General features: G+C 67.6%; 19 protein-coding genes, 1 pseudogene and 1 riboswitch. Of the genes and pseudogenes, 9 read left to right on the top strand and 11 right to left on the bottom strand.

From position 1 onward, the window contains the following. Window positions 1-24 precede the first annotated feature (24 nt). From SK095_RS21575 to SK095_RS21595, 5 genes are all read right to left on the bottom strand, one after another. Window positions 25-660: an urea amidolyase associated protein UAAP2 gene (locus tag SK095_RS21575; protein WP_320547469.1), complete on the bottom strand. Its 636-nt coding sequence runs from the start codon at window positions 658-660 to the stop codon at window positions 25-27. A 9-nt stretch (window positions 661-669) separates the two neighbouring features. Further along, window positions 670-1,398, bottom strand: a complete 729-nt coding sequence (locus SK095_RS21580; RefSeq protein WP_320547470.1) for an urea amidolyase associated protein UAAP1 — start codon at window positions 1,396-1,398, stop codon at window positions 670-672. A gap of 11 nt (window positions 1,399-1,409) precedes the next feature. After that, window positions 1,410-2,201, bottom strand: a complete 792-nt coding sequence (locus tag SK095_RS21585) for an ABC transporter ATP-binding protein (protein ID WP_320547471.1) — start codon at window positions 2,199-2,201, stop codon at window positions 1,410-1,412. Beyond that, complete coding sequence (locus tag SK095_RS21590) at window positions 2,198-3,010, bottom strand: ABC transporter permease (RefSeq protein WP_320547472.1); 813 nt, start codon at window positions 3,008-3,010, stop codon at window positions 2,198-2,200. Before SK095_RS21590 ends, SK095_RS21585 begins: the two co-directional genes overlap by 4 nt. 93 nt (window positions 3,011-3,103) lie before the next feature. After that, window positions 3,104-4,171 (bottom strand): putative urea ABC transporter substrate-binding protein, encoded by a 1,068-nt coding sequence (locus tag SK095_RS21595; protein ID WP_320547473.1) that lies wholly within the window; start codon window positions 4,169-4,171, stop codon window positions 3,104-3,106. Between the two features lie 60 nt (window positions 4,172-4,231). Then, a riboswitch (guanidine-I (ykkC/yxkD leader) is annotated at window positions 4,232-4,339 on the bottom strand. A gap of 251 nt (window positions 4,340-4,590) precedes the next feature. Here SK095_RS21595 and SK095_RS21600 point away from each other — a divergent pair. The 4 genes from SK095_RS21600 (at window position 4,591) to SK095_RS21615 (ending at window position 12,442) form a co-directional block, all read left to right on the top strand. Beyond that, entirely contained in the window at window positions 4,591-5,331 is a 741-nt protein-coding gene (locus tag SK095_RS21600) for an adenosylcobinamide-GDP ribazoletransferase (protein WP_320547474.1), read from the top strand. A gap of 160 nt (window positions 5,332-5,491) precedes the next feature. Next, the gene (locus tag SK095_RS21605; protein WP_320547475.1) at window positions 5,492-8,830 is read left to right on the top strand and encodes a transglutaminase family protein; all 3,339 of its coding nucleotides are present in this window, start codon (window positions 5,492-5,494) and stop codon (window positions 8,828-8,830) included. 175 nt (window positions 8,831-9,005) lie between these two features. Then, the gene (locus SK095_RS21610; protein WP_320547476.1) at window positions 9,006-11,531 is read left to right on the top strand and encodes a circularly permuted type 2 ATP-grasp protein; all 2,526 of its coding nucleotides are present in this window, start codon (window positions 9,006-9,008) and stop codon (window positions 11,529-11,531) included. Beyond that, window positions 11,528-12,442 carry a transglutaminase family protein gene (locus SK095_RS21615; RefSeq protein WP_201485914.1) on the top strand — a complete coding sequence of 305 codons (915 nt, stop codon included), beginning with the start codon at window positions 11,528-11,530 and terminating at the stop codon, window positions 12,440-12,442. Before SK095_RS21610 ends, SK095_RS21615 begins: the two co-directional genes overlap by 4 nt. A 9-nt stretch (window positions 12,443-12,451) precedes the next feature. Here SK095_RS21615 and SK095_RS21620 read toward each other — a convergent pair whose 3' ends face one another. Further along, window positions 12,452-14,341 (bottom strand): ATP-binding protein, encoded by a 1,890-nt coding sequence (locus SK095_RS21620; protein WP_320547477.1) that lies wholly within the window; start codon window positions 14,339-14,341, stop codon window positions 12,452-12,454. Between the two features lie 82 nt (window positions 14,342-14,423). Next, window positions 14,424-15,200: a pseudouridine synthase gene (locus SK095_RS21625; RefSeq protein WP_320547478.1), complete on the bottom strand. Its 777-nt coding sequence runs from the start codon at window positions 15,198-15,200 to the stop codon at window positions 14,424-14,426. Between the two features lie 256 nt (window positions 15,201-15,456). On the opposite strand from SK095_RS21625, the pseudogene SK095_RS21630 reads away from it, so the two are divergent. Then, window positions 15,457-15,585: pseudogene (locus SK095_RS21630) on the top strand (IS110 family transposase); the annotation flags it as partial. Between the two features lie 277 nt (window positions 15,586-15,862). Here the strand turns inward: SK095_RS21630 and SK095_RS21635 are convergent. Beyond that, window positions 15,863-16,207, bottom strand: a complete 345-nt coding sequence (locus SK095_RS21635; protein ID WP_136490613.1) for a hypothetical protein — start codon at window positions 16,205-16,207, stop codon at window positions 15,863-15,865. A 146-nt stretch (window positions 16,208-16,353) separates the two neighbouring features. On the opposite strand from SK095_RS21635, the gene SK095_RS21640 reads away from it, so the two are divergent. Beyond that, entirely contained in the window at window positions 16,354-17,400 is a 1,047-nt protein-coding gene (locus tag SK095_RS21640) for an IS110 family transposase (RefSeq protein WP_320547479.1), read from the top strand. Window positions 17,401-17,820: 420 nt separating this feature from the next. After that, on the top strand, window positions 17,821-18,837 hold the full coding sequence (locus tag SK095_RS21645) for an IS30 family transposase (RefSeq protein WP_320547480.1): 1,017 nt from the start codon (window positions 17,821-17,823) through the stop codon (window positions 18,835-18,837). On the opposite strand, the gene SK095_RS21650 is transcribed toward SK095_RS21645, so the two are convergent. After that, on the bottom strand, window positions 18,785-19,138 hold the full coding sequence (locus SK095_RS21650) for a hypothetical protein (protein ID WP_320547481.1): 354 nt from the start codon (window positions 19,136-19,138) through the stop codon (window positions 18,785-18,787). The two genes, SK095_RS21645 and SK095_RS21650, sit on opposite strands and share 53 nt — an antisense overlap. 159 nt (window positions 19,139-19,297) lie before the next feature. Here SK095_RS21650 and SK095_RS21655 point away from each other — a divergent pair, with 159 nt between their 5' ends. Beyond that, window positions 19,298-20,344: an IS110 family transposase gene (locus SK095_RS21655; RefSeq protein ID WP_320547482.1), complete on the top strand. Its 1,047-nt coding sequence runs from the start codon at window positions 19,298-19,300 to the stop codon at window positions 20,342-20,344. Between the two features lie 273 nt (window positions 20,345-20,617). Here SK095_RS21655 and SK095_RS21660 read toward each other — a convergent pair whose 3' ends face one another. Beyond that, window positions 20,618-21,205 (bottom strand): hypothetical protein, encoded by a 588-nt coding sequence (locus tag SK095_RS21660; RefSeq protein ID WP_320547483.1) that lies wholly within the window; start codon window positions 21,203-21,205, stop codon window positions 20,618-20,620. 74 nt (window positions 21,206-21,279) lie between these two features. Continuing rightward, window positions 21,280-21,591, bottom strand: a complete 312-nt coding sequence (locus tag SK095_RS21665) for a chorismate mutase (protein WP_320547484.1) — start codon at window positions 21,589-21,591, stop codon at window positions 21,280-21,282. Between the two features lie 160 nt (window positions 21,592-21,751). Here SK095_RS21665 and SK095_RS21670 point away from each other — a divergent pair, with 160 nt between their 5' ends. Further along, window positions 21,752-22,798 carry an IS110 family transposase gene (locus tag SK095_RS21670; protein ID WP_320547485.1) on the top strand — a complete coding sequence of 349 codons (1,047 nt, stop codon included), beginning with the start codon at window positions 21,752-21,754 and terminating at the stop codon, window positions 22,796-22,798. Window positions 22,799-22,866 lie beyond the last annotated feature (68 nt).

Raw genomic sequence — 22,866 nt, forward strand, 5'->3', positions numbered from 1 at the left:
CGACTTGCACCGCTGTGGGGCGCCTCAGTCCCACACCAGCACCTCGGCCGGCGTCGGGTTCCAGCCGTTGCACGGGTTGTTCAGCTGCGGGCAGTTGGAGATCAGCACGATCACGTCCATATGCGCCTTCAGCTCCACATACTTGCCCGGCGCGGAGATGCCGTCGGCGAAGGTCAGGCCGCCTTCGGGGGTGACCGGCACGTTCATGAAGAAGTTGATGTTCGCGCCGATGTCGCGTTTCTCCAGGCGGCCGTCGCTGAGGCTGGCGCGCAGGAAGTTGTCGCGGCAGCTGTGCATGTAGCGCTTGTCCAGGGCGTATCTGACCGTATTGCTCTCCTGCGCGCAGGCGCCGCCGAGGGTGTCGTGGCGGCCGCAGGTGTCGGCGACGATGGTCAGCAGCGGATTGCCGAGATTGGAATACAGCACCGTGCCAGTGGTCAGGTAGATGTTGTTCTGCCGGCGCAGGGTGCGCTGCGGGTCGTAGCGTTCACGCGGATTGCGCGCCGAGAAGAACAGGGTGTCTACCGCCTGGTTGCCTTCCAGGTCGAGCAGGCGGACGGTCTGCCCGGCCTTGACCTCGAACAGGTAGGGTTCGCCGGCCGGGATCACGTGGCGGAACACGGCGGTTTCGGGATGCAGGGAGCTTGCGACGAGGCTCATGTCGGGTCCTCAGATATACAGACGTTCGGTGTTGTGGAAGCCGCGGCCGTTCTCCGGGCGCGAGGTGCGGCACAGCACGCTGATGCCGTCGCTCTCCACCCGGTGCCAGGTGAGTTGCACCGGCTTGGGCGAGTACACCGGGTTGGGGTCCTGCGGATGCTGCAGGGCGGTGAGCACCACCAGGCTGTCCATCGGCGCGTACAGCTCGACGTAGTCGCCGGCGCGCGAGTTGCCAGTTTCGAAGGCGAAGGCGCCGCCTTCGTCCACCGTGACCTTGCTGAACAGGTTGAGAGGCATCAGCAGGTCCTGCAGGTTGAGGTTCCACTTGCCCATCTCCACCAGCAGGTTGTCCGTGCCGTTGCGGTAGAAGGCGTTGCGCAGCTCCTGGTAGCGGCCCTGGCCGTACTTCTCGCGGGTCTCCGCGGCATTCAGCACGCCGCCGAAGCTGTCGTGCCAGCCGCAGGTGTCGGCGGTGATCGCCGCCAGCACGCGGCCCATGTCCGAGTACAGGCAGTGGCCGGCGGTCAGTTTGGCGGTGTGCTGGCACTTGAGGGTGTCCGGCAGGTTGAGGCGCTCGCTCTTCTCAAAGGCGTTGAGCAGCAGCAGGCTGACGTTGGCGCCGCCTTCGAGGTCGGTGATGCGCAGCACCTGGCCGCGCTTGAGCACGAAGGAGGTATGGCCGCCGCCGGGGACGAGTTCCTCGTACAGGGTCGGGCGCAGGGTCAGGGATGCAGTCATGGGTAGCTCCTTTACAGCGCGGTTTGCAGCCCGGCGCCGATGTGCGCGGGCAGGGCGTCGACGGCCGCGCGCGCGGCGCGGCGGTCGGCGTTGAGGGGGATGTCGTAGGTCACCCGCGCGCCGTAGGCGCCGGGCGCGTGCGGGTCGACGCGCACCTTGTCGAACACCAGCAGGCGCGTGCCGAGGCTGAAGCCCTCGGACAGGTCGTGGGTGACCATGAACACGGTGAGGTTGGTCTCGCGCCACAGCTCCAGCAGCAGGGCGTGCATGTCCTTGCGGATGCCCGGGTCGAGGGCGCCGAACGGCTCGTCGAGCAGCAGCACGCGCGGCCTCATCACCAGCGCCTGGGCGATGGCCAGGCGCTGCTGCATGCCGCCGGACAGCTGGGTGGCGTACTTGTCCAGCGCGTGACCGAGGCCGACCTTCCTGAGCATCGCCGCGGCCTGCTCGCGCGCCTCGCGCTTGGCAGCGCCGAACAGCCGGCCGAGCAGCGGCGCGCGCGGCAGCTCCAGGCCGAGGGCGACGTTGTCCAGCACCGACAGGTGCGGGAACACCGTGTAGCGCTGGAACACGATGCCGCGGCTGGCGTCCGGCTCGCCGGCCAGCGGCTGGCCGTCGAGGAGGATCTCGCCGCGGCTCGGGCGCTCCTGGCCGAGCAGCAGGCGCAGGAAGGTCGACTTGCCGCAGCCGGAGGCGCCGACCAGGGTGCAGAACTCGCCTTCCCGGATGCTCAGGTTGAGGCGCTCGATGACCACCTGGTCACCGTATTCCTGCCAGATGTTTTTGACCTCGATGAAGCTCATGCCTTGGCTCCTTCATACCAGGGGAAGGCCAGCCGGGTGAGCTGGCGCAGGCCCAGATCCGTCAGCCAGGCGAGCAGGGTGATCCACAGCACGTAGGGCAGGATCACGTCCATTGCCATGTAGCGGCGTACCAGGAAGATCCGGTAGCCGAGGCCGTCGGTGGCGGCGATGGCCTCGGCGGCGATCAGGAACAGCCAGGCCGAGCCGAGCACCAGGCGCAGGGCGATCAAGAGGCGCGGCAGCAGCTGCGGCAGCACCACGCGCAGGATCAGCGTCCAGGTGCTGGCGCCGAGGGTCTGCGCCTTGATCAGTAGCTCGGCGGGAATCTCGCGGGCGCGCTGCTCCAGATCGCGCGCCAGCACCGGGGTGATGCCGATAACGATCAGCATCACCTTGGCCAGCTCGCCGAGGCCGAAGGCGATGAACAGGATCGGCAGGATGGCCAGCGGCGGCACCATCGACAGCACGGTGAGCAAGGGCGAGAGCGGTGCGCCCAGCAGCGGCAGGCTGCCGGCGGCGATGCCCAGGCACAGGCCGGCCAGTGCGGCGATGCCGATGCCCAGGCCGAGGCGGGTCAGGCTGGCGGTGGTGTCCCGCCAGAACAGGTAGTCGCCGCTGCGCTTGTCCGGGGTGAAGGCCAGGCGCTCGACCGCCGCGGCCATCTGCGTGGCGCCGGGCAGCAGCTTGTCGTTGGGGTTGTCGGCCAGCCGGCTGGCCGAGCCGCTGAAGTAGGCCATCAGCAGCAGGGCGAAGGGCAGAAGCACCAGCAGCAGGCGGCTGCGGCCGGGTTGTCGGTTGATCAGGCGCATGGGGTTACCTCATGGCGTTCGAGAGCGACGGTAGGGTGCGCCGTGCGCACCGGGTCGAGAGGCTGGTGCGCACGGCGCACCCTACCGGGGCGATCAGAGCTGGCCGTCCGCCGCCATCTGCATGTAGCCGGGCTCGAAGCGCAGCTTGACGTTGTCCGCGGCGCCGCGGGTCAGGCCGCCGGCGAAGCTCATGCCCACCGCGTCGGCGCTGGGTGCGCCCTCGCCGAGCAGGCCGTGGGCGAAGGAGAAGTCGGCGACCTTGCCCATGGTTTCGCGCAGGCGGGGGCTGGTGGTGAACTCCACGGCCTCCCTGGCCGAATAGAACATCCGGGTGGCGGCCAGCTGCGCCTCGAAGCCGGCCAGGTCGGTGCCGGAGGCCTTGGCCATGTGCTCGCGGGCGGCCTTGCCCGCGGGCGTGTCGGCGCTCATGGTCGCCATGATCTCGTACCAAGCGCCGGTCAGCGCCTTGCCCAGCGCCGGGTTGTCCCTGAGGGTCTCGCTGTTGACCACCATCAGGTCGATGATCTCGCCGGGAATCTGGCTGGAGTCGAACACCTTGCTGACCTTGGGCGCGGCGGCCACCTCGGCGAGCAGCGGGTTCCAGGTGGCCACCGCCTTGACCTCGTCGCTGGCGAAGGCGCCGACCAGGTCGGCGTCGGAGGTGTTGACCACCTGGATGTCCTTCTCGGCCAGGCCCACCCGCTCCAGGCCGCGGGCCAGCAGATAGTGCGACACCGACAGCTCGACCAGGTTGACCGGCTGGCCCTTGAGGTCGGCCAGGCTCCTGTTCTCGCCCTTGATGACGATGCCATCGTTGCCGTTGGAGAAGTCGCCGACGATCAGCGCGGTGGAGTCGACGCCGCCCGCAGCGGGAATCGTGAGTGCGTCCATGTTGGTCATGGTGCAGCCGTCGAACTGGCCGGCGGTGTACTGGTTGATCGACTCGACGTAGTCGTTGAGCTGCACCACGTCGATGTCGATGCCGTACTTCTTCGCCCACTTGTCGACGATGCCCTGGCTGGCGCCGTACTCCCACGGCATCCAGCCGGCGTAGATGGTCCAGCAGACGCTGAACTGGTCTTTCTGGGCGGCCTGGGCGCCGAAGCTGAGGGCGGCGGCGAGGCTGGCGGCGAGGGCAGCGAGAAGGCGGGGCTTGCGCATGGTGTTCCTCCGGGTCGGTTGGGGCGGCAGGAGCGGGGCGGCGTAACGGATACGTCGTTCGTCTCCCGGGCTTTTGTCCCGCCGTGTAACCTCGCTGGAGGTCGCCGACTCTCGGACCAGCCGCCCGCGATCCCTGGATCGCGGGCCGGAACCCTAGTCGGCCATTTGCAGATTGTGGTGCCGCATACCCCTGCGGGTGGCTCCTGCACGCCAGGTTCCTAGCGAAAGGCGTGCCAGTTTTCCGCAGGCCGCGCGTGGCGCGGCATTGCGGGAAACGGCCGGTGCCGCTCCGGCGGGCTGCCTCGCAGCGGGGCACGCCGCTGGTGCGCCGCTGCCCCGGCATGGAGCATTTGGCGTTGCGCAGCCGCTGCGGTTAAGGTGGCGCCCGTTTCGTCCAACCCACCCTGCGGAATGTCCCCGTGAACCTGCCCTTGCCCCTGCTGATCGCCCTGCAATTTCTCACCCGCCTGCCCATCCGCCTGCCCGGCATGCCCGCGCCCCGGCAGCTCGGCCGCTCGCTGCTGTGGTATCCGCTGGTAGGGCTGCTGCTCGGCGCCGTGCTGCTCGCCGCCGCCTGGCTGCTGTCCGGCGTGGTTGTCCCGCTGGCGGCGGCGCTGCTGCTGGCGCTGTGGGTGCTGGCCAGCGGCGGCCTGCACCTGGACGGCCTGGCCGATACGGTCGATGCCTGGGTGGGCGGCTACGGTGACCGCGAACGCACCCTGGCGCTGATGAAGGACCCGTGCTGCGGGCCGATGGCCGTCGCCGCGCTGGTGCTGCTGCTGCTGCTCAAGTTCGCCGCGCTGTGGGCGCTGCTGGAGGCCGGCGCCTGGGCGGCGCTGCTGCTGGCGCCGCTGCTCGGCCGCGCCGGCGTGCTGCTCCTGCTGCTCGGCACCCCCTACGTGCGCGAGGGCGGCCTGGGCAGCGCGCTGGCCGCCCATGTGCCACAGCGCGCCGGCTGGCGCGTGCTGCTCGCCAGCGTGCTGGCCTGCCTGCTGGCCGGTTGGGCCGGGCTGCTCGCCGTGGCGGTGGCGGCGGCGCTGTTCGTGCTGGTCCGCCGCGCCCTGCTGCAGCGCCTCGGCGGCACCACCGGCGACAGCGCCGGGGCGCTGCTCGAGCTGCTGGAGTGCGGAGTGCTGGTGGCGCTGGCCGTGGCGCTGTGAGCCGAATGCGCTATTGTTGTGCGCGCTCTTTTTCGTGGTCTGCAACTCGCTTCATATTGGTGCTTTATCCAAACCCTCGGGCCCCGGCGAACGACAGCTTGCGGATGTCGGCACAAGTCTTGCCTAGCCGGGTTACTGTTCTGGCACGCAGGAGGCCGTCGTGTCGATCCATGTCGCATTGCATCACGTCACCCACTACCGCTATGACCGCCCGGTCAATCTCGGGCCGCAGATCGTCCGTCTGCGCCCGGCGCCGCACAGCCGCACGCGCGTCCTTTCCTATGCGCTGAAGGTGCTGCCGGAAGGCCACTTCATCAACTGGCAGCAGGACCCGCAGGGCAACTACCTGGCCCGCCTGGTGTTCCCGGAGAAGACCGACGAGCTGAAGATCGAGGTCGACCTGGTCGCCGAGATGGCGGTGTTCAACCCGTTCGACTTCTTCCTCGAGCCCTATGCCGAGAAGATCCCCTTCGCCTACACCGAGGGCGAGCGCCGCGAGCTGGACCCCTACCTGCAGGCGCTGCCGGCCACCCCGCGGCTGGCCGACTACCTGGCCGGCATCGACCGTGAGCCCACGCCCAGCGTCAACTTCCTGGTCGCGCTCAACCAGCGCCTGTCCAACGACATCCGCTACCTGATCCGCATGGAGCCGGGCGTGCAGACGCCCGAACAGACCCTGGAGAAGGCTTCGGGCTCGTGCCGCGACTCGGCCTGGCTGCTGGTGCAGCTGCTGCGCCACCTGGGCCTGGCCGCGCGCTTCGTCTCCGGCTACCTGATCCAGCTCACCGCCGACGTCAAGGCCCTCGACGGCCCGAGCGGCACCGAGGAGGACTTCACCGACCTGCACGCCTGGTGCGAGGTGTACCTGCCGGGCGCCGGCTGGATCGGCCTCGATCCCACCTCCGGGCTGTTCGCCGGCGAGGGGCACATCCCGGTCGCCTGCAGCCCCGAGCCGTCCTCGGCGGCGCCGATCAGCGGCGGGGTCGACAAGTGCGAGGTGGAGTTCGCCCACGAGATGCGCGTCGAGCGCATCTGGGAAGCGCCGCGGGTGACCCTGCCGTACAGCGACGATCAGTGGCAGGCCATCGACGCCCTCGGCCGCCAGGTCGACGTCGACCTGCAGGCCGCCGACGTGCGCCTGACCATGGGCGGCGAGCCGACCTTCGTGGCCATCGACTACCCGGACGATGAGGAGTGGAACACCGCCGCGCTCGGCCCCAACAAGCGCCGCCTGGCCGCCGAGCTGTTCCACCGCCTGCGCGAGCACTACGCGCCGCAGGGCCTGGTGCACTTCGGCCAGGGCAAGTGGTATCCCGGCGAGCAGCTGCCGCGCTGGTCGCTCAACTGCTTCTGGCGCAGGGACGGCGAGCCGGTGTGGCGCGACCGCCAGTTGCTCGCCGACGAGGGCCGGCACTACGGCGCCGACGAGCGCCTCGCCGCGCGCTTCCTCGCCACCCTGGCCGGCCACCTCGGCCTGTCCGGCGAGTACGCCTTCCCGGCCTACGAGGACTGGCTGTACTACCTGTGGCGCGAGCGCCGCCTGCCGGCCAACGTCACCCCGGAGGACGCGCGTCTCGCCGACCCGCTGGAGCGCGAGCGCCTGCGCAAGGTGTTCGAGCAGGGCCTGGAGCAGGTGGTCGGCCATATCCTGCCGCTGGCGCGCAGCGCCGACGCTGCGCGCTGGCAGTCCGGCCCCTGGTTCCTGCGCGAGGAACACTGCCGGCTGATCCCCGGCGACTCGCCGCTCGGCTACCGCCTGCCGCTGGATTCGCAGCCGTGGGTGAGCAGCAGCGACTACCCCTACGTGCAGGCGCCGGACCCCAACCAGAGCTTCCCGCCGCTGCCGGCCCATGCGGCGATCCGCGAGCAGCTGCGCCATGCCCCGCACCAGACCGCCGCCGCCGCGTCGCCGGCTGCGGCCAGTGGCCTGAACGGCCCCGCCAGCACCAGCGCCGAGGCCGCGCCGGAACCCTTCCAGTCCGCCGCGCACATCGTGCGCACCGGACTGTGCGCCGAGCCGCGCGACGGCCGCCTGTACCTGTTCATGCCGCCGCTGGCGCGCCTCGAGGACTATCTGGAGCTGGTCGCCGCCATCGAGGCGACCGCCGCCGAGCTGCGCTGCCCGGTGATGCTGGAAGGCTACGAGCCGCCGGCCGACCCGCGCCTCATCCATTTCCGCGTCACCCCCGACCCGGGGGTGATCGAGGTCAACATCCACCCGGCCGCCAGCTGGGACGAGCTGGTCGAGCGCACCGAGTTCCTCTACGAGGCGGCGCGCCTGACCCGGCTGTCGTCGGAGAAGTTCATGATCGACGGCCGCCACACCGGCACTGGCGGCGGCAACCACTTCGTGCTCGGCGGCGCCACCCCGGCCGACTCGCCGTTCCTGCGCCGCCCGGACCTGCTGCGCAGCCTGATCGGCTACTGGCACAACCACCCGTCGCTGTCCTACCTGTTCAGCGGCCTGTTCATCGGCCCGACCTCGCAGGCCCCGCGCGTCGACGAGGCGCGCAACGACGCGCTCTACGAGCTGGAGATCGCCTTCGCGCAGATGCCCGAGCCGGGCGCCGACTGCCCGCCGTGGCTGGTCGACCGCCTGCTGCGCAACCTGCTGGTCGACGTCGGCGGCAACACCCACCGCGCCGAGTTCTGCATCGACAAGCTGTACTCGCCGGATTCGGCCAGCGGCCGCCTCGGCCTGCTCGAGCTGCGCGCCTTCGAGATGCCGCCGCATGCGCGCATGAGCCTGGCCCAGCAGGTGCTGCTGCGCGCGCTGGTGGCGCGCTTCTGGAACGAGCCGTACCGGCCGCAGCGCCTGGTGCGCTGGGGCACCGAGCTGCACGACCGCTTCCTGCTGCCGCACTTCGTCGAGCAGGATTTCCGCGACGTGCTGCACGAGCTCAATGCGGCCGGCTATGCCTTCCGCCCCGAGTGGTTCGCCGCGCACTTCGAGTTCCGCTTCCCGCAGCTCGGCGACTTCGCCGTGCAGGGCATCGAGCTGGAGCTGCGCCAGGCGCTGGAGCCCTGGCACGTGCTGGGCGAGGAGGGCGCTGCCGGTGGCACCGTGCGCTACGTCGACTCCTCGCTGGAGCGCCTGCAGGTGCGGATCAATGGCATGGCCCCGGACCGCTACGTGCTGACCTGCAACGGCGCGCCGGTGCCGCTGACGCCCACCGGCACGGTCGGCGAGTTCGTCGGCGGCGTGCGCTTCCGCGCCTGGCAACCGGCCTCCTGCCTGCAGCCGACCATCGGCGTGCACGCGCCGCTGGTGTTCGACCTGGTCGACACCTGGATGCAGCGCTCCCTCGGCGGCTGCCAGTACCACGTCGCCCACCCGGGCGGGCGCAACTACGAGACCCTGCCGGTCAACGCCTACGAGGCGGAAAGCCGGCGCCTGGCGCGCTTCTTCCGCCACGGCCACACCCCGGGTCGCGTCGAGGCGCCGCAGCCGCTGGCGAACCGCGAGCTGCCGATGACCCTCGACCTGCGCAGGGTGTGAGTAACGTAGGGTGGGTTACGCCGCTGCGCGGCTGACCCACCCTACGCTCTGCGGTTCGCCGCCCTCCGCCGTTGGTCGCGGGACGCCGCGTCGCGAGGGCTGCTACCCTCGTCCCACCCAGCCCCGCGAGCGGGGCATGGGGATGCATGACAACAGGATGTTCATCGAGTACCCCATGCCCCACCTGCTTGCCGACTACCCGCGCAACGCCGCGGTCTACCACGAACTGCTCGATGCCCAGGGCAAGGTACGCCCGCACTGGGAGGCGCTGCTCGCCCACCTGCAGCGCTGCAGCCCGGCGCAGCTGGACCAGCGCCAGGCGCTGCTGGCCCGGCAGATCCTGGAGAACGGCGTCACCTACAACGTCTACGCCGACCCCGACGGCACCGACCGGCCCTGGGAGCTGGACCTGCTGCCCAACATCATTCCGGCCGAGGAATGGCAGCAGCTGGCCGCCGGCGTGGCGCAGCGCGCCAGCCTGCTGAATGCCGTGCTGGCCGACATCTACGGACCGCAGCGACTGCTGGCCGAGGGCCTGCTGCCGGCCGACCTGGTCTACGGCCACCACAACTACCTGTGGCCGTGCCAGGGCCTGCAGCCGCCGGGCGGCACCTGGCTGCACGTCTACGCGGTGGACCTGGCGCGCTCGGCGGACGGCCGCTGGTGGGTCACCGCCGACCGTACCCAGGCGCCCTCCGGCGCCGGCTACGCGCTGGAGAACCGCCAACTGGTCTCGCGCGCCTTCCCCGAGCTGTACCGCGACCTGCGCGTGCAGTATCTGGTCGGCTACTTCCGCACCCTGCAGGAGACCCTGGCGCGCCAGGCGCCGGCGGGCGGCGAGACGCCGCTGGTGGTGCTGCTCACCCCCGGACGCTTCAACGAGACCTACTTCGAGCACCTCTACCTAGCGCGCCAGCTCGGCTATCCGCTGGTCGAGGGCAGCGACCTGACGGTGCGCGACGCCACCGTCTACCTGAAGACCCTCGGCGGCCTCAAGCGCGTGCACGCGCTGCTGCGCCGCCTCGACGACGACTTCTGCGACCCGCTGGAGCTGCGCAGCGACTCGGCGCTCGGCGTCCCCGGCCTGCTCGAGGCGGTGCGCCAGGGCCGCGTGCTGGTGGCCAACGCCCTGGGCAGCGGCGTGCTGGAGTCCCCCGGCCTGCCGGGCTTCCTGCCCGGCATCTGCGAGCGGCTGTTCGGCGAGGAGCTGCTGCTGCCGTCCATCGCCAGCTGGTGGTGCGGCGAGCCGCCGGTGTGCGAGGAGGCGCTGGACAAGCTCGACCAGCTGCTGTTCCGCGGCGCCTTTCCCTCGCAGCAGTTCGTGCCGCAGTTCGGTCCCGACCTCAAGCCCGCGCAGCGCGCCGCACTGGCCGAGCGCATCCGCCAGCGTCCCTACGCCTACGTCGGCCAGGAACGCCCGCTGCTCTCCCATGCTCCGGTCTGGGAGGCCGCGGACGGCGGCCTGGGCACAAGGCCGATCGGCATGCGCCTGTTCGCCGTAGCCGGCCCGGACGGCTACCGGGTGATGCCCGGCGGCCTGACCCGGGTGGCCGCCAGCGCCGGCGCCACCACCCTGTCGATGCAGCGCGGCGGCGCCAGCAAAGACACCTGGGTGCTCGGCGCTCGCCACGCCAGCAGCGAGCCCTGGCAGTGGGTGCGTTCGCTCGGCGTGGCCGACGTGGTGCGCAGCGACCCCTACCTGCCGTCGCGGCTGGTGGAGAACCTGTTCTGGTTCGGCCGCTACTGCGACCGCTGCGAAGGCAGCGCGCGCCTGCTGCGCATCATGCTGGCCCGCTACGTCGACGACGGCGACGATCCCGCCGCCCTGCAGGCCGCGGTGAGCGTGGCCCAGGGCCTCGGCCTGCTGCCCGACGCGCGGCCGCCGGGCGAGGACGGCGACGATGGCGAGGCGGAGGAGGAGCTGAGCCTGGAGCAGCGCCTGGTGCAGGCGGTGGTCGGCAAGGACTGGCCGTTCAGCCTGCGCGCCAACCTGCAGCGCCTGCAGTGGGCCGCCGCCAGCGTGCGCGGCAAGCTGTCGCGGGAGAACTGGCAGGCGCTGGTCGAACTGCACAAGGAGGCGCAGGCCCTCGACCGCGAGGAGGTCGATCCCGGCGACCTGCTGGAGTTCCTCGACCGCCTGCTGATGTCGCTGGCCGCGCTGTCCGGCTTCGCCCTCGACGACATGACCCGCGACGACGGCTGGCGCTTCCTGGTGATCGGCCGGCGCATCGAGCGCCTGCAGTTCCTCGTCGAGAGCATCGCCGGTCTGCTCGCCACCCCGGCGGCGCGCGACCCGGCGGCGCTGGGCTGGCTGCTCGAGCTGGGCAACAGCAGCATCACCTACCGCACCCGCTACCTGGCCAGCGCCCAGCTGATCCCGGTGCTCGACCTGCTCCTGCTCGACGGCCAGAACCCGCACGCTGCGGTGTTCCAGCTGCGCCAGCTGCACCGCTCGCTGGAGATCCTAGGCGAACGCTTCGAGCTGGCGACCCTGCCCGACCTGGCCGGGATCGACGCCCGCCTGAACGCCTGGGACCTCGCGCGCCTGGAGGCTGCCTGCAGCGACGCCGACGCCGCGGCGCTGGGCGACCTGGCGGCCCTGCTGCAGTCCGTCGCCAGCGCCGCCGGCCAGCTGTCCGACCAGCTCGGCCTGCGTTTCTTCGTCCACGTCGACGCCAGCCAGCAGACCCAGTCGCTATGAACAGTGCCCACTACCTCATCCTCCACGACACCCACTACCACTACGCCGCGCCGGTGTCGCTGGCCGAGCAACTGGCCCACCTGTGGCCGCGGCCGAGCCCCTGGCAGCGCTGCCACGCCCGCGAGCTGCTGGTCAGCCCGGAGCCGACCCGGCGCAGCGACGGCCTCGACGTGTTCGGCAATCCGCTGACCCGCCTGGCCTTCGAGCGGCCCCACGACGAACTGCGCGTCAGCGCCCGCCTGCAGGTCGAGGTGCTCGCCCGGCCGGCGCTGCGCCTGCAGGACTCGCCGCCCTGGGAGGAGGTCTGCCTCGGCCTCAGCTACTCCGGCAAGGAACTCACCTGCGAGGAGCTGGAAGCCGCCCGCTACCGCTTCCAGTCGCCCTACGTGAACCTCAAGCAGCTGTTCAGCGACTGGATCGACGACTGCTTCCTGCCCGGCCGGCCGCTGCTGCTGGCGGTCGATGCGCTGATGGCGAAGATCTTCCGCGAGTTCACCTACGACGCCGCCGCCACCCAGGTGGCGACCCCGCTGGCGCAGGTGCTGGAGGAGAAGCGCGGGGTGTGCCAGGACTTCGCCCACCTGATGCTCGCCTGCCTGCGCTCGCGCGGCCTGGCGGCGCGCTACGTCAGCGGCTACCTGCTGACCCAGCCGCCGCCCGGCAAGCCGCGGCTGATCGGCGCCGACGCCTCGCACGCCTGGATCTCGGTGTGGTGCCCGCGCCAGGGCTGGGTCGACTTCGACCCCACCAACAACCTGATCCCCGGCCGCGAGCACATCACCCTGGCCTGGGGCCGCGACTTCGGCGACGTCTCGCCGCTGCGCGGGGTGATCCTCGGCGGCGGCAGCCACGACCCGGAGGTCAGCGTCACCGTGATGCCGCTGCAGGAGGCGCTGGCGCGCGGCCTGTAGCGAGCGCCCTCAGCCGACCAGGAACGAGCGGTGGATCTCGCTGCCGTAGCGGCGGACGATGTCCAGCTTGGCCCGGTGCAGGGCCTCGGCGTCCTGGGCCTGGCCGGTCCTGGCCAGGCTGCGGCGCGCCAGCTCGTCGGCGATCACCTCCATGAACAGCTCGGCCAGCAGCAGCCGCGCGCTGTCGCGGAAATGCCCGCGGCCGTCGACGTACAGCTGCACGGTCGGCGCCGCGGTGTTGATCAGGATCTTGCGCTCCGCGACGCTGTACACCGCGCGGTCCAGCTCGTTGTCGAGCTGGCGGAACTCGTAGCCGGTGAACATCAGCTCGCCGTGGTCGTGCGGCGTGCGTGGCGGCGCGGCGTGGGCGGCGTGCAGGCCGGCGACATGCGGGCGGTGCCCGGCCTCCCGCTCGGCGGCGACCAGCTCGCACCAGGCCCAGTGGCTGCCGGCGCGCACGCTGATCTCGCCGCGGCTGCCGGCGGCATCGGCCACCACCGTCCACTCCAGGCGCGGCTGTCCGCCCAGACTGGAGGCGGGGATTTGCGTCGGCGCCGGGTCGATGCGCATGCCCTCCGGCAGGGCGTAGGCGACCTGCAGCACCTCGTCCGCGGCCAGCTGCGCGGCATCGACCAGCAGGCTGACGTGGAAGGGATGGCCGCTCTGGCGGTAGTAGAAGGGCGTGGAGAAGCGCAGCGCCGGATGCTGCGCGGCGGCCGGCGCGCCAGGGGGCGGCAGGCTGATGCCCATGTCCTGGATGGCCGCCCGGCTCATCCGCTCGAGCAGGTGCTCGATCATCTGGCTGGTGCGCCCCGAGGCGGTGGCGTGGTCGAGGTGCCTGAGCTTCTCGCGCTCGGCCTCCACGCAGGGTGCGAGCAGCGCGCTGACCGCCCGGGCGAAGGCCGCCACCAGGGGCTCCTTGAGGTTCACTCCCTCGCGCTCGTCGCTGATCACCGCCACGCCCGCGCCGAGTCGCTCGATCAGCGCCGGGCAGTCCACGCTGCCGAACAGGTACTCGGTGCCCACCTGGTTCTCGTAGTCGAACAGCTGGCAGTCCAGCACTGCCGTGCCGGACAGCACCACCAGCCCGTTGCTGCGCTCGTCGCCGCGGCTGCTCAGCTCGGCGTCGAGGGCGCGCTTGAGGGTCAGGGCGAAGGGATAGGCGCGTCCCTCGTGGACGAACTGCCCGGCCAGGTCGGGGCCGAGCAGCAGCTCGGCGGGCGGCTCCACGTAGCGCAGCGGGCCGCTGCGCTCGACCTCCCGGCCGCGCTGCAGGTGCACCAGCTCCACCTGGCGCCGGCGCAGCACGTCGCGCAGGTAGATGTTGTCGGTCACCGACTGCAGCACCGAGCGGAACTGCGAGATGTTGGTGTGCGAGTTCTCGATGACGATGGCGACCCGCGTGCCGTCGCCGGCGATGCCCAGCCGGGTGCGGTCCTTGTCGCGGACCGGGCGGTCGCCGTCGCCGTCGTCGAACAGGTAGCCGCCGTTCTCGCCGCGGAACAGCTCGATGCGCGCGTAGCGGCCGGCATGGATGGTCTCGATCCAGCCGTAGCCCAGGCCGTAGATGGCCTGTTTCAGGCCGCGGCCGAAATAGCCGCGGCCGCCGCCTTCGCCGCGCGCCAGGGTGCTGTGCGCCGCGCCGTAGGCGAGGATCGCCCGCGCCTGGGCGAAGGCCATGCCCTCGGCCTGGTCGGTGACCATCAGCAGCGCGCCGGCCTGGTGGCGCTCGTACTGGACGAGCACCTGGCCGCTGGTCGCCACGCCGGCCTTTTCCAGCCGGCCGTAGCTGTCGTCGGCGTTGGTGATCAGCTCGACCAGTGCCTTTTCGATGGAGGCGAACCGCCGCGAGTCGATGTCGATCACCCGCTGGTCCACCGGGATGGGGGAAATGGCCATGCGCTTGTCCTCGCCCGGTCCGGGCGGCCGTGGTCTTCGCCTTGGAGCGTAGCAAAGCGCGCCGCTCCGGCGTGTGCGCGGCTCAGCGACCGTCCAGCGCCGGCAGGGCCGCGCCGAAGATCGACAGCACCTGGAGGAAGCTCGCTTCCGGCGCCGCGCGCAGCTGCAGCAGCGCGCCGCTGGCTGGGTGGCGGAAGGCCAGGCCGGTGGCCGCCAGCATCAGCCGGCCGTGGCCGAAGCGCTCGGCGAAGTAGTGGTTGTGGCGGGTGCGCCCGTAGTTGGTGTCGCCGATGATCGGGTGACTGATGTGCTGCATGTGCCGGCGCAGCTGGTGCTTGCGGCCGGTTTCCGGCTGCAGCTCGACCAGGCTATAGCGGCTGGCGGGATAGCCCTCGATGGCCACCGGGATCTCCGTGGTCGCCAGCCGGCGGTAGCGGGTCAGCGCCTCGCGCAGCGGCTGTTCGTCCTTGTCGCGGCGGTCGGTGGCGTGCTCGCGCAGCGGATGGTCGATCACCCCCGCCTCGGCGGTCCAGCCGCGGACCATGGCCAGATAGGTCTTCTGCATCTCGCCGGCCATCAGCGCCTTGCCCAGCGTGCTGGCGGTGGCCGGGTCGCGGGCGAACAGCAGCAGCCCGGAGGTCGGCCGGTCCAGCCGGTGCAGCGGGTAGACGTGCTCGCCGCCGTTCAGCGCACGGGCGTACTGCAGGGCGAACTCGGTCTCGTGGCGGTCGATGGGGCTGCGATGCACCAGCAGCCCGGCCGGCTTGTGCACGGCCAGCAGCCAGTCGTCGCGGTAGATCTCGGTAAGCGGGTTGGTCGTCGATGGGGCGGGCGGGGAGAGCGGGTCGGAAACAGGCACGGGCGGGCTCCGGCAAGGGCTGGCGGCGGTGGCCGGGGAAAGGGGAGGGGGAAGGTACGGGGTTTGCCGGAGTTTGGCCAGACGCCGCGCCATGGCACTGCCGAAGTTCAGGGCGGCGACGCTCGCCGATCCTTCCGGCCTCCGGCCAGCCTGACGAACAGCGGGTACATGGCCAGGGCAGACAGGGCGCAGAAGGCCATGAAGCCGAGCGATTGAATGCAGCTGCGATCACCCTGGAGTAAAAGCGGAGCACCCGACGGCCGCGTGCATCGGCCACAACAAGGCGGCGGTGGCGCTGGCCAACAAACTGGTACGGATCTGCTGGGCGGTGTGGTGCCACGAACGACGTTTCAGCGGCGACTGGCAGAGCAGCAAGCCCGCCTGACGGCGGGCCGGGTAATCGGGAGGCGGTTTTTCTTGTGGTTGTGGTGAAAAGCGACACTGTCGGAACAGGCGAGTCCTGCGGCGGAACAAGGCCGATAACAATCATGATCCCCGTGATCGATTGAGCGCTTGGCTCCCGTTGCGCGAACTACAGCGTGGCCCGGGCGGCAATGCCCAGCGAAGGCCGGATATACGAGTGCAACCGCACTGACGACAGGGGTGGCAGGCTTTACTCACCACTTGTGGGAGGAGTCCATATACATTGTTAGAGGTTACCTCTACGGTGCCTGAATATGCTTAACCCAGTATGGGGCGGTGTAGCCAAGAATCACACCAACCATGGCAGCTAGCGCATACCCTTCCAAGCCTGCACGCAAGTAAAGAGCAACTAATAGACAACCTAGAACAGAGCAGCATACCTGCCAAGTAATAGGGTATTTAAACGACTCAGGCTCAATGTAGGGGGCTGCAACAGCGCCAATAATGGCACCGAACGCCGCGAACCCAGCAATGTTTTTTGGCGTGAAGCCATTACTCAGCCCGCCGAAAATGGCGAAGACAACTGCACAGGCAGTTGCTACTAAAAGAGCAATGGCGAAAGCAGGGGTTTTACTCCGAGCCATTGAAACCTCTAACGTATAAGCTAAGGGGCGGGCTTTAGCCCGTCCCAGTGAGCGAAGCGAACGACTTGAGTGCTGTAATGGACTCTCCCTGCACCACACTTACCCGCACCAGCGGTGCCGTGAGTGGCGTTCGGAGGGTTTCAGCGATGTGCAAGCAGATTGCAGTGGGTTTGGCCAAGTCCGTTTACCAGGTTGCCGAAAGCGTCCGTGCCGGGCAGGTGAGTCAGCGCAAGCGGCTGAATCGCGAGGCGTTTCGCCGATATATACAGGAGCAGGCCGAGCCGGTCGAGTGGCTGATGGAAGCCTGCGGCACGGCGCACTACTGGGGGCGTTTCGCCCAGGCGCTGGGGCACAAGGTGACGCTGCTGCACGCGCGCTATGTGCGCCCCTACCGCCGCCGCAACAAGACCGACCGCAACGACTGCGACGCCATCCTCGAAGCCGCACGCTGCTCGGGCATCCACCCGGTGCCAGTGAAGACGCACGAGCAGCAACAGCTCCAGCAGCTGCACGGTCTTCGTGAAACCTGGAAGAAGAGCCGCACCCAGCGCATCAACCTGCTGCGCGGCATCTTCCGAGAGATGGGCCTGGAAGCGCCGGCAGCAACTGCGGCATTCCTGCGTAGCGCTCATGAGCTGGTCGAGCGGCCGGAAGTGGTGGCCCTGCGCGGCCAGCTGCAGATCGTCCTAGCCGAGATCAATCTGTACGAGCAGTGCATGGTCGAATGCGAGCAGCAGCTCGCCCGCTGGCACGCTGACGACGCCATCGTGCGCAAGCTCGACGAAGTCAGTGGCATCGGCGTGCTGACCGCCAGCGCCCTGAAAACAGCAGTCGGCCAGCCCGAGCGTTTCGCCAGCGGTCGCCAACTGAGCGCCTGGCTGGGCATGACTCCGCGCGAGTTCAGCAGCGGCGACCGGCGCAAGCTAGGACACATCAGCCGACAGGGTAACGTGTACGTGCGCACCCTGCTGATCCATGGTTCGCGAGCGGCGTTGCTGGCGGCGCAACGATTGCACAGACGAGCGCCTGAGCGGTTGACCCGGCTGCAACGCTGGGCAGTGGAGACGGCCGCGCGCATCGGCCACAACAAGGCGGCGGTGGCGCTGGCCAACAAACTGGTACGGATCTGCTGGGCGGTGTGGTGCCACGAACGACGTTTCAGCGGCGACTGGCAGAGCAGCAAGCCCGCCTGACGGCGGGCCGGGTAATCGGGAGGCGGTTTTTCTTGTGGTTGTGGTGAAAAGCGACACTGTCGGAACAGGCGAGTCCTGCAACGGAAAAAGGCCGATAACAATCATGATCCCCGTGATCGATTGAGCGCTTGGCCCCCGTTGTGCGAACTACAGAGTGGCCCGGGCGGCAACGCCCAGCGAAGGCCGGATATGCGAATGCAACCGCACTGACGACAGGGTTGGAACAGGTTACTCACCACTTGTGGGGAGAGTCCATATACGTTTGTTATGCATACTCAGAAAGCATATTCTTTGCTTCATTTTGCACTGACTCATAGCTTGGATACTCAGGCTGCATTTCAGCCACGTGCTGCCACTGCTTTATGGCCGGCGGCGGCAAAAACTGAGTGCAACACCTGACCTTTCCGGTACGGTGTTGCCATGTCTTACCACGAACTCAGCATTGAAGAGCGCTCCAACATCCAGGTCGGTCTGCTGCGCGGCATGAGCCAGCGGGCCATTGCCCGAATGCTCAACCGCAGCCCCTCGACGATCTGTCGCGAGATCCGCCGTAACCGCAGCGCCCAGGGCGAGTACGCCACCCAGCATGCCCAGCGAGCGATGCGTGAACGCCGCATGTCCTGCCGGCCTCGGCAAAAGCTGGTGCCCGGCAACGAGCTGTTCGAGCTGGTCGTCCACCTGCTGCGAAAACGCTTTTCTCCCGAGCAGATTGCCGGCAAGCTCCGCGCCATGGAACTCCCGAACTTCGAAGACGCCTACGTCTGCCGCGAAACGATCTACAACGCGATCTACGCCTTGCCGGTCGGCGAGCTGCGCAAGGAGCTGATCATCTGCCTGCGGCAAGGCAAAACCACCCGCCGTCCGCGCTCTGGCGGGGTAGATCGACGTGGTCAGATCCCCGACATGGTCAGCATCCACGTGCGCCCACCGGAGATCGAGGATCGCGTGATGCCCGGCCACTGGGAAGGCGATCTGATCAAGGGTAAGGCCAACGCCTCGGCGGTAGGCACCTTGGTGGAGCGCACCAGCGGCTACCTGATGCTGGTAAAGATGAGCGATGCGACGGCGACCTCGGCTGTGGAGGGGTTCAGCGCGGCGCTGAATCGCATGCCGCTGGCGGCGCGCAAGAGCATGACCTACGACCAGGGACGGGAGATGGCACGCCATGCGGAGATCACCCAGAAGACCGGCGTGGCGATCTACTTCTGCGACCCGCACAGTCCCTGGCAGCGTGGTAGCAACGAGAACATCAACGGATTGATCCGGCAGTACCTGCCCAAGGGTACGGATCTGTCGGAATACAGCCAGGAGCAACTGGATGCGATTGCCTACGAACTGAACATCCGACCGCGCAAGCGCTTCGGCTTCAAGTGCCCCATCGAGGTCATGACCGAGCTGATGGCCAAGCATCATGAGGCACCTGCTTCACTCCAATAACCGTGTTGCACTCAGTTCCTGCAACCGCCGCCAATTTCTTCTTCCCTGAGTTGAAAAATGCTTTTGCCAAGAAAAGACGCGCATCACCTTCGCAGTAATACGGGCGAAGGGAAATTCCTTTTTCAAGAGGTGCGATGGACTGTTTCCAATGACCCAGCCTCTGCAAACAAACACCATATGCAATGAGGTGTCGAGGATCGTTAGAGATCTTGGCTAGCTCCTTATAGATGGAGATAGACCTCTGATACTCCCCTTTCGAGTCCAGCTGCATGGCGTTCTGGTAGAGCTGTTCGCTATTCATGTCCGGCTGCATAACGATTAAGCTAACGGACAGGCAAACGCGAAGCGCTTGACTGTCCAGCGAACGAAGTGAGCGAAGTTAAGTGCTGTAATGGACTCTCCCTGCACCACACTTACCCGCACCAGCGGTGTCGAGAATGGCGTTCGGAGGGTTCCAGCGATGTACAAGCAGATTGCAGTGGATTTGGCCAAGTCCGTTTACCAGGTTGCCGAGAGCGTCCGTGCCGGGCAGGTGAGTCAGCGCAAGCGGCTGAATCGCGAGGCGTTTCGCCGATATATACAGGAGCAGGCCGAGCCGGTCGAGTGGCTGATGGAAGCCTGTGGCACGGCGCACTACTGGGGGCGTTTCGCCCAGGCGCTGGGGCACAAGGTGACGCTGCTGCACGCGCGCTATGTGCGCCCCTACCGCCGCCGCAACAAGACCGACCGCAACGACTGCGACGCCATCCTCGAAGCCGCACGCTGCTCGGGCATCCACCCGGTGCCGGTGAAGACTCACGAGCAGCAACAGCTCCAGCAACTGCACGGTCTGCGCAAGACCTGGAAGAAGAGCCGCACCCAGCGCATCAACCTGCTGCGCGGCATCTTTCGGGAGATGGGCCTGGAAGCGCCGGCAGCGACGGCGGCATTCCTGCGTAGCGCTCATGAACTGGTCGAGCAACCGGAAGTGGTGGCCCTGCGCGGCCAGCTGCAGATCGTCCTGGCGGAGATCAACCTGTACGAGCAGTGCATGGACGAGTGCGAACAGCAACTCGCCCGCTGGCACGCCGACGATGCCATCGTGCGCAAGCTCGACGAAGTCAGCGGTATCGGCGTGCTGACCGCCAGCGCGCTGAAAAGCGCGGTCGGCCAGCCCGAGCGCTTCGCCAGTGGTCGCCAACTGAGCGCCTGGCTGGGCATGACTCCGCGCGAGTTCAGCAGCGGCGACCGGCGCAAGCTGGGACACATCAGCCGGCAGGGCAACGTGTACGTGCGCACCCTGCTGATCCATGGTTCGCGAGCGGCGTTGCTGGCGGCGCAACGATTGCACAGACGAGCGCCTGAGCGGTTGACCCGGCTGCAACGCTGGGCAGTAGAGACGGCCGCCTGCATCGGCCACAACAAGGCGGCGGTGGCGCTGGCTAACAAACTGGTACGGATCTGCTGGGCGGTGTGGTGCCACGAACGACGTTTCAGCGGCGACTGGCAGAGCAGCAAGCCCGCCTGACGGCGGGCCGGGTAATCGGGAGGCGGTTTTTCTTGTGGTTGTGGTGAAAAGCGACACTGTCGGAACAGGCGAGTCCTGCGGCGGAACAAGGCCGATAACAATCATGATCCCCGTGATCGATTGAACGCTTGGCCCCCGTTGCGCGAACTACAGAGTGGCCCGGGCGGTAACGCCCAGCAAAGGCCGGATATACGAATGCAACCGCACTGACGACAGGGTTGGTATGGCTTTACTCACTACTTGTGGGGAGAGTCCATATACGCCATGTTAGATTCACCTTGCACCGCGCTTCCCCAAAATGGGCCTCAGGTGATCCCACAACCCGTCCTCAAGCACCTGAGCAGCAAGATCGCCTAGGCCGCGAAATTGATAACAGAAAAAATCCACGTGCAGGTGAAGCTCACTGCTCCAAGATTGGAAGTGGATTGCGTATGTGCCGCCGACACTTTCGAGAAGGTGCTGTTTGAATCGTTCTCTTGGGCTGTAGGACCTACCGACATAGATCGCCCGACGTTCCGCTGTGGCACCATTCAACTGGCAAAGGTTCTTTTGGCCCGGATAGTCTTCCTGAGCTTGCAGTTGGCGCCCCGCTTCAAACGCTGCTGCGATGTCCTGGCTTCCGGCATCGCTCTGCTCTGAAATTGAAAACACGTAGATAAACTCCGAGCCCTCATCTTCGCGGCGCTTCCCGGTCGGGATTTTCTGGCTCTTCTCCTTCACGTAATCCTGTGCGATAGCGCGAGTACAAAACCGAATGAATACAGGCTCAGGGAGTATTGCGCCGTTAGCAACCGCTGTTGCTCGTGCGACAGTCTCACGATACGCCTGAACCGCCTGCTGGATGTCAGTCTGCTGAAGCATCGAAGTGACTCTAAGGTTTGGTTAAGGGGCGGGCTTTAGCCCGTTCCAGTTAGCGAAGCGAGCGATTTGAACCACTAGTTAGGGTTGCCGCTATGTGCGTTAAGCAGAGAGTGCTCTTTTAACTCTGCCTCAATGAACGCCGATATCATAGCGCGATAGACGCTTTCTACTACCACAGGGTTCGCACCTTGCTCTTGTGCAAGCGCTGTAACTTTTGCAATAACTTGCTCGACTCGATTGGGTGCTTTTACTTCGTCTGTTGTTTTTTTGAATGATGCTGCTTGAGTGACAAAGTTGCCGCGCTTAGCGAGTAGCGTAACGATTTCACGATCAATTCTATCGACATTTTCACGGACTTCATTTAGTGAGTTGCATCTGACTTCCATGTGCGTGGTACTCCGTTATTTGTTTTGACCCTAACATTGAAGCTGAGTCGCGAGCGGCGGCTTGCCGACGCGAGTCGGCTCGAGTGCTGTAATGGACTCTCCCTGCACCACACTTACCCGCACCAGCGGTGTCGAGAATGGCGTTCGGAGGGTTCCAGCGATGTACAAGCAGATTGCAGTGGATTTGGCCAAGTCCGTTTACCAGGTTGCCGAGAGCGTCCGTGCCGGGCAGGTGAGTCAGCGCAAGCGGCTGAATCGCGAGGCGTTTCGCCGATATATACAGGAGCAGGCCGAGCCGGTCGAGTGGCTGATGGAAGCCTGTGGCACGGCGCACTACTGGGGGCGTTTCGCCCAGGCGCTGGGGCACAAGGTGACGCTGCTGCACGCGCGCTATGTGCGCCCCTACCGCCGCCGCAACAAGACCGACCGCAACGACTGCGACGCCATCCTCGAAGCCGCACGCTGCTCGGGCATCCACCCGGTGCCGGTGAAGACTCACGAGCAGCAACAGCTCCAGCAACTGCACGGTCTGCGCAAGACCTGGAAGAAGAGCCGCACCCAGCGCATCAACCTGCTGCGCGGCATCTTTCGGGAGATGGGCCTGGAAGCGCCGGCAGCGACGGCGGCATTCCTGCGTAGCGCTCATGAACTGGTCGAGCAACCGGAAGTGGTGGCCCTGCGCGGCCAGCTGCAGATCGTCCTGGCGGAGATCAACCTGTACGAGCAGTGCATGGACGAGTGCGAACAGCAACTCGCCCGCTGGCACGCCGACGATGCCATCGTGCGCAAGCTCGACGAAGTCAGCGGTATCGGCGTGCTGACCGCCAGCGCGCTGAAAACCGCGGTCGGCCAGCCCGAGCGCTTCGCCAGTGGTCGCCAACTGAGCGCCTGGCTGGGCATGACTCCGCGCGAGTTCAGCAGCGGCGACCGGCGCAAGCTAGGACACATCAGCCGACAGGGCAACGTGTACGTGCGCACCCTGCTGATCCATGGTTCGCGAGCGGCGTTGCTGGCGGCGCAACGATTGCACAGACGAGCGCCTGAGCGGTTGACCCGGCTGCAACGCTGGGCAGTGGAGACGGCCGCGCGCATCGGCCACAACAAGGCGGCGGTGGCGCTGGCCAACAAACTGGTACGGATCTGCTGGGCGGTGTGGTGCCACGAACGACGTTTCAGCGGCGACTGGCAGAGCAGCAAGCCCGCCTGACGGCGGGCCGGGTAATCGGGAGGCGGTTTTTCTTGTGGTTGTGGTGAAAAGCGACACTGTCGGAACAG

The sequence above is a fragment of the Pseudomonas sp. AN-1 genome (assembly GCF_034057115.1).
In the GTDB taxonomy this organism is placed as follows: domain Bacteria; phylum Pseudomonadota; class Gammaproteobacteria; order Pseudomonadales; family Pseudomonadaceae; genus Geopseudomonas.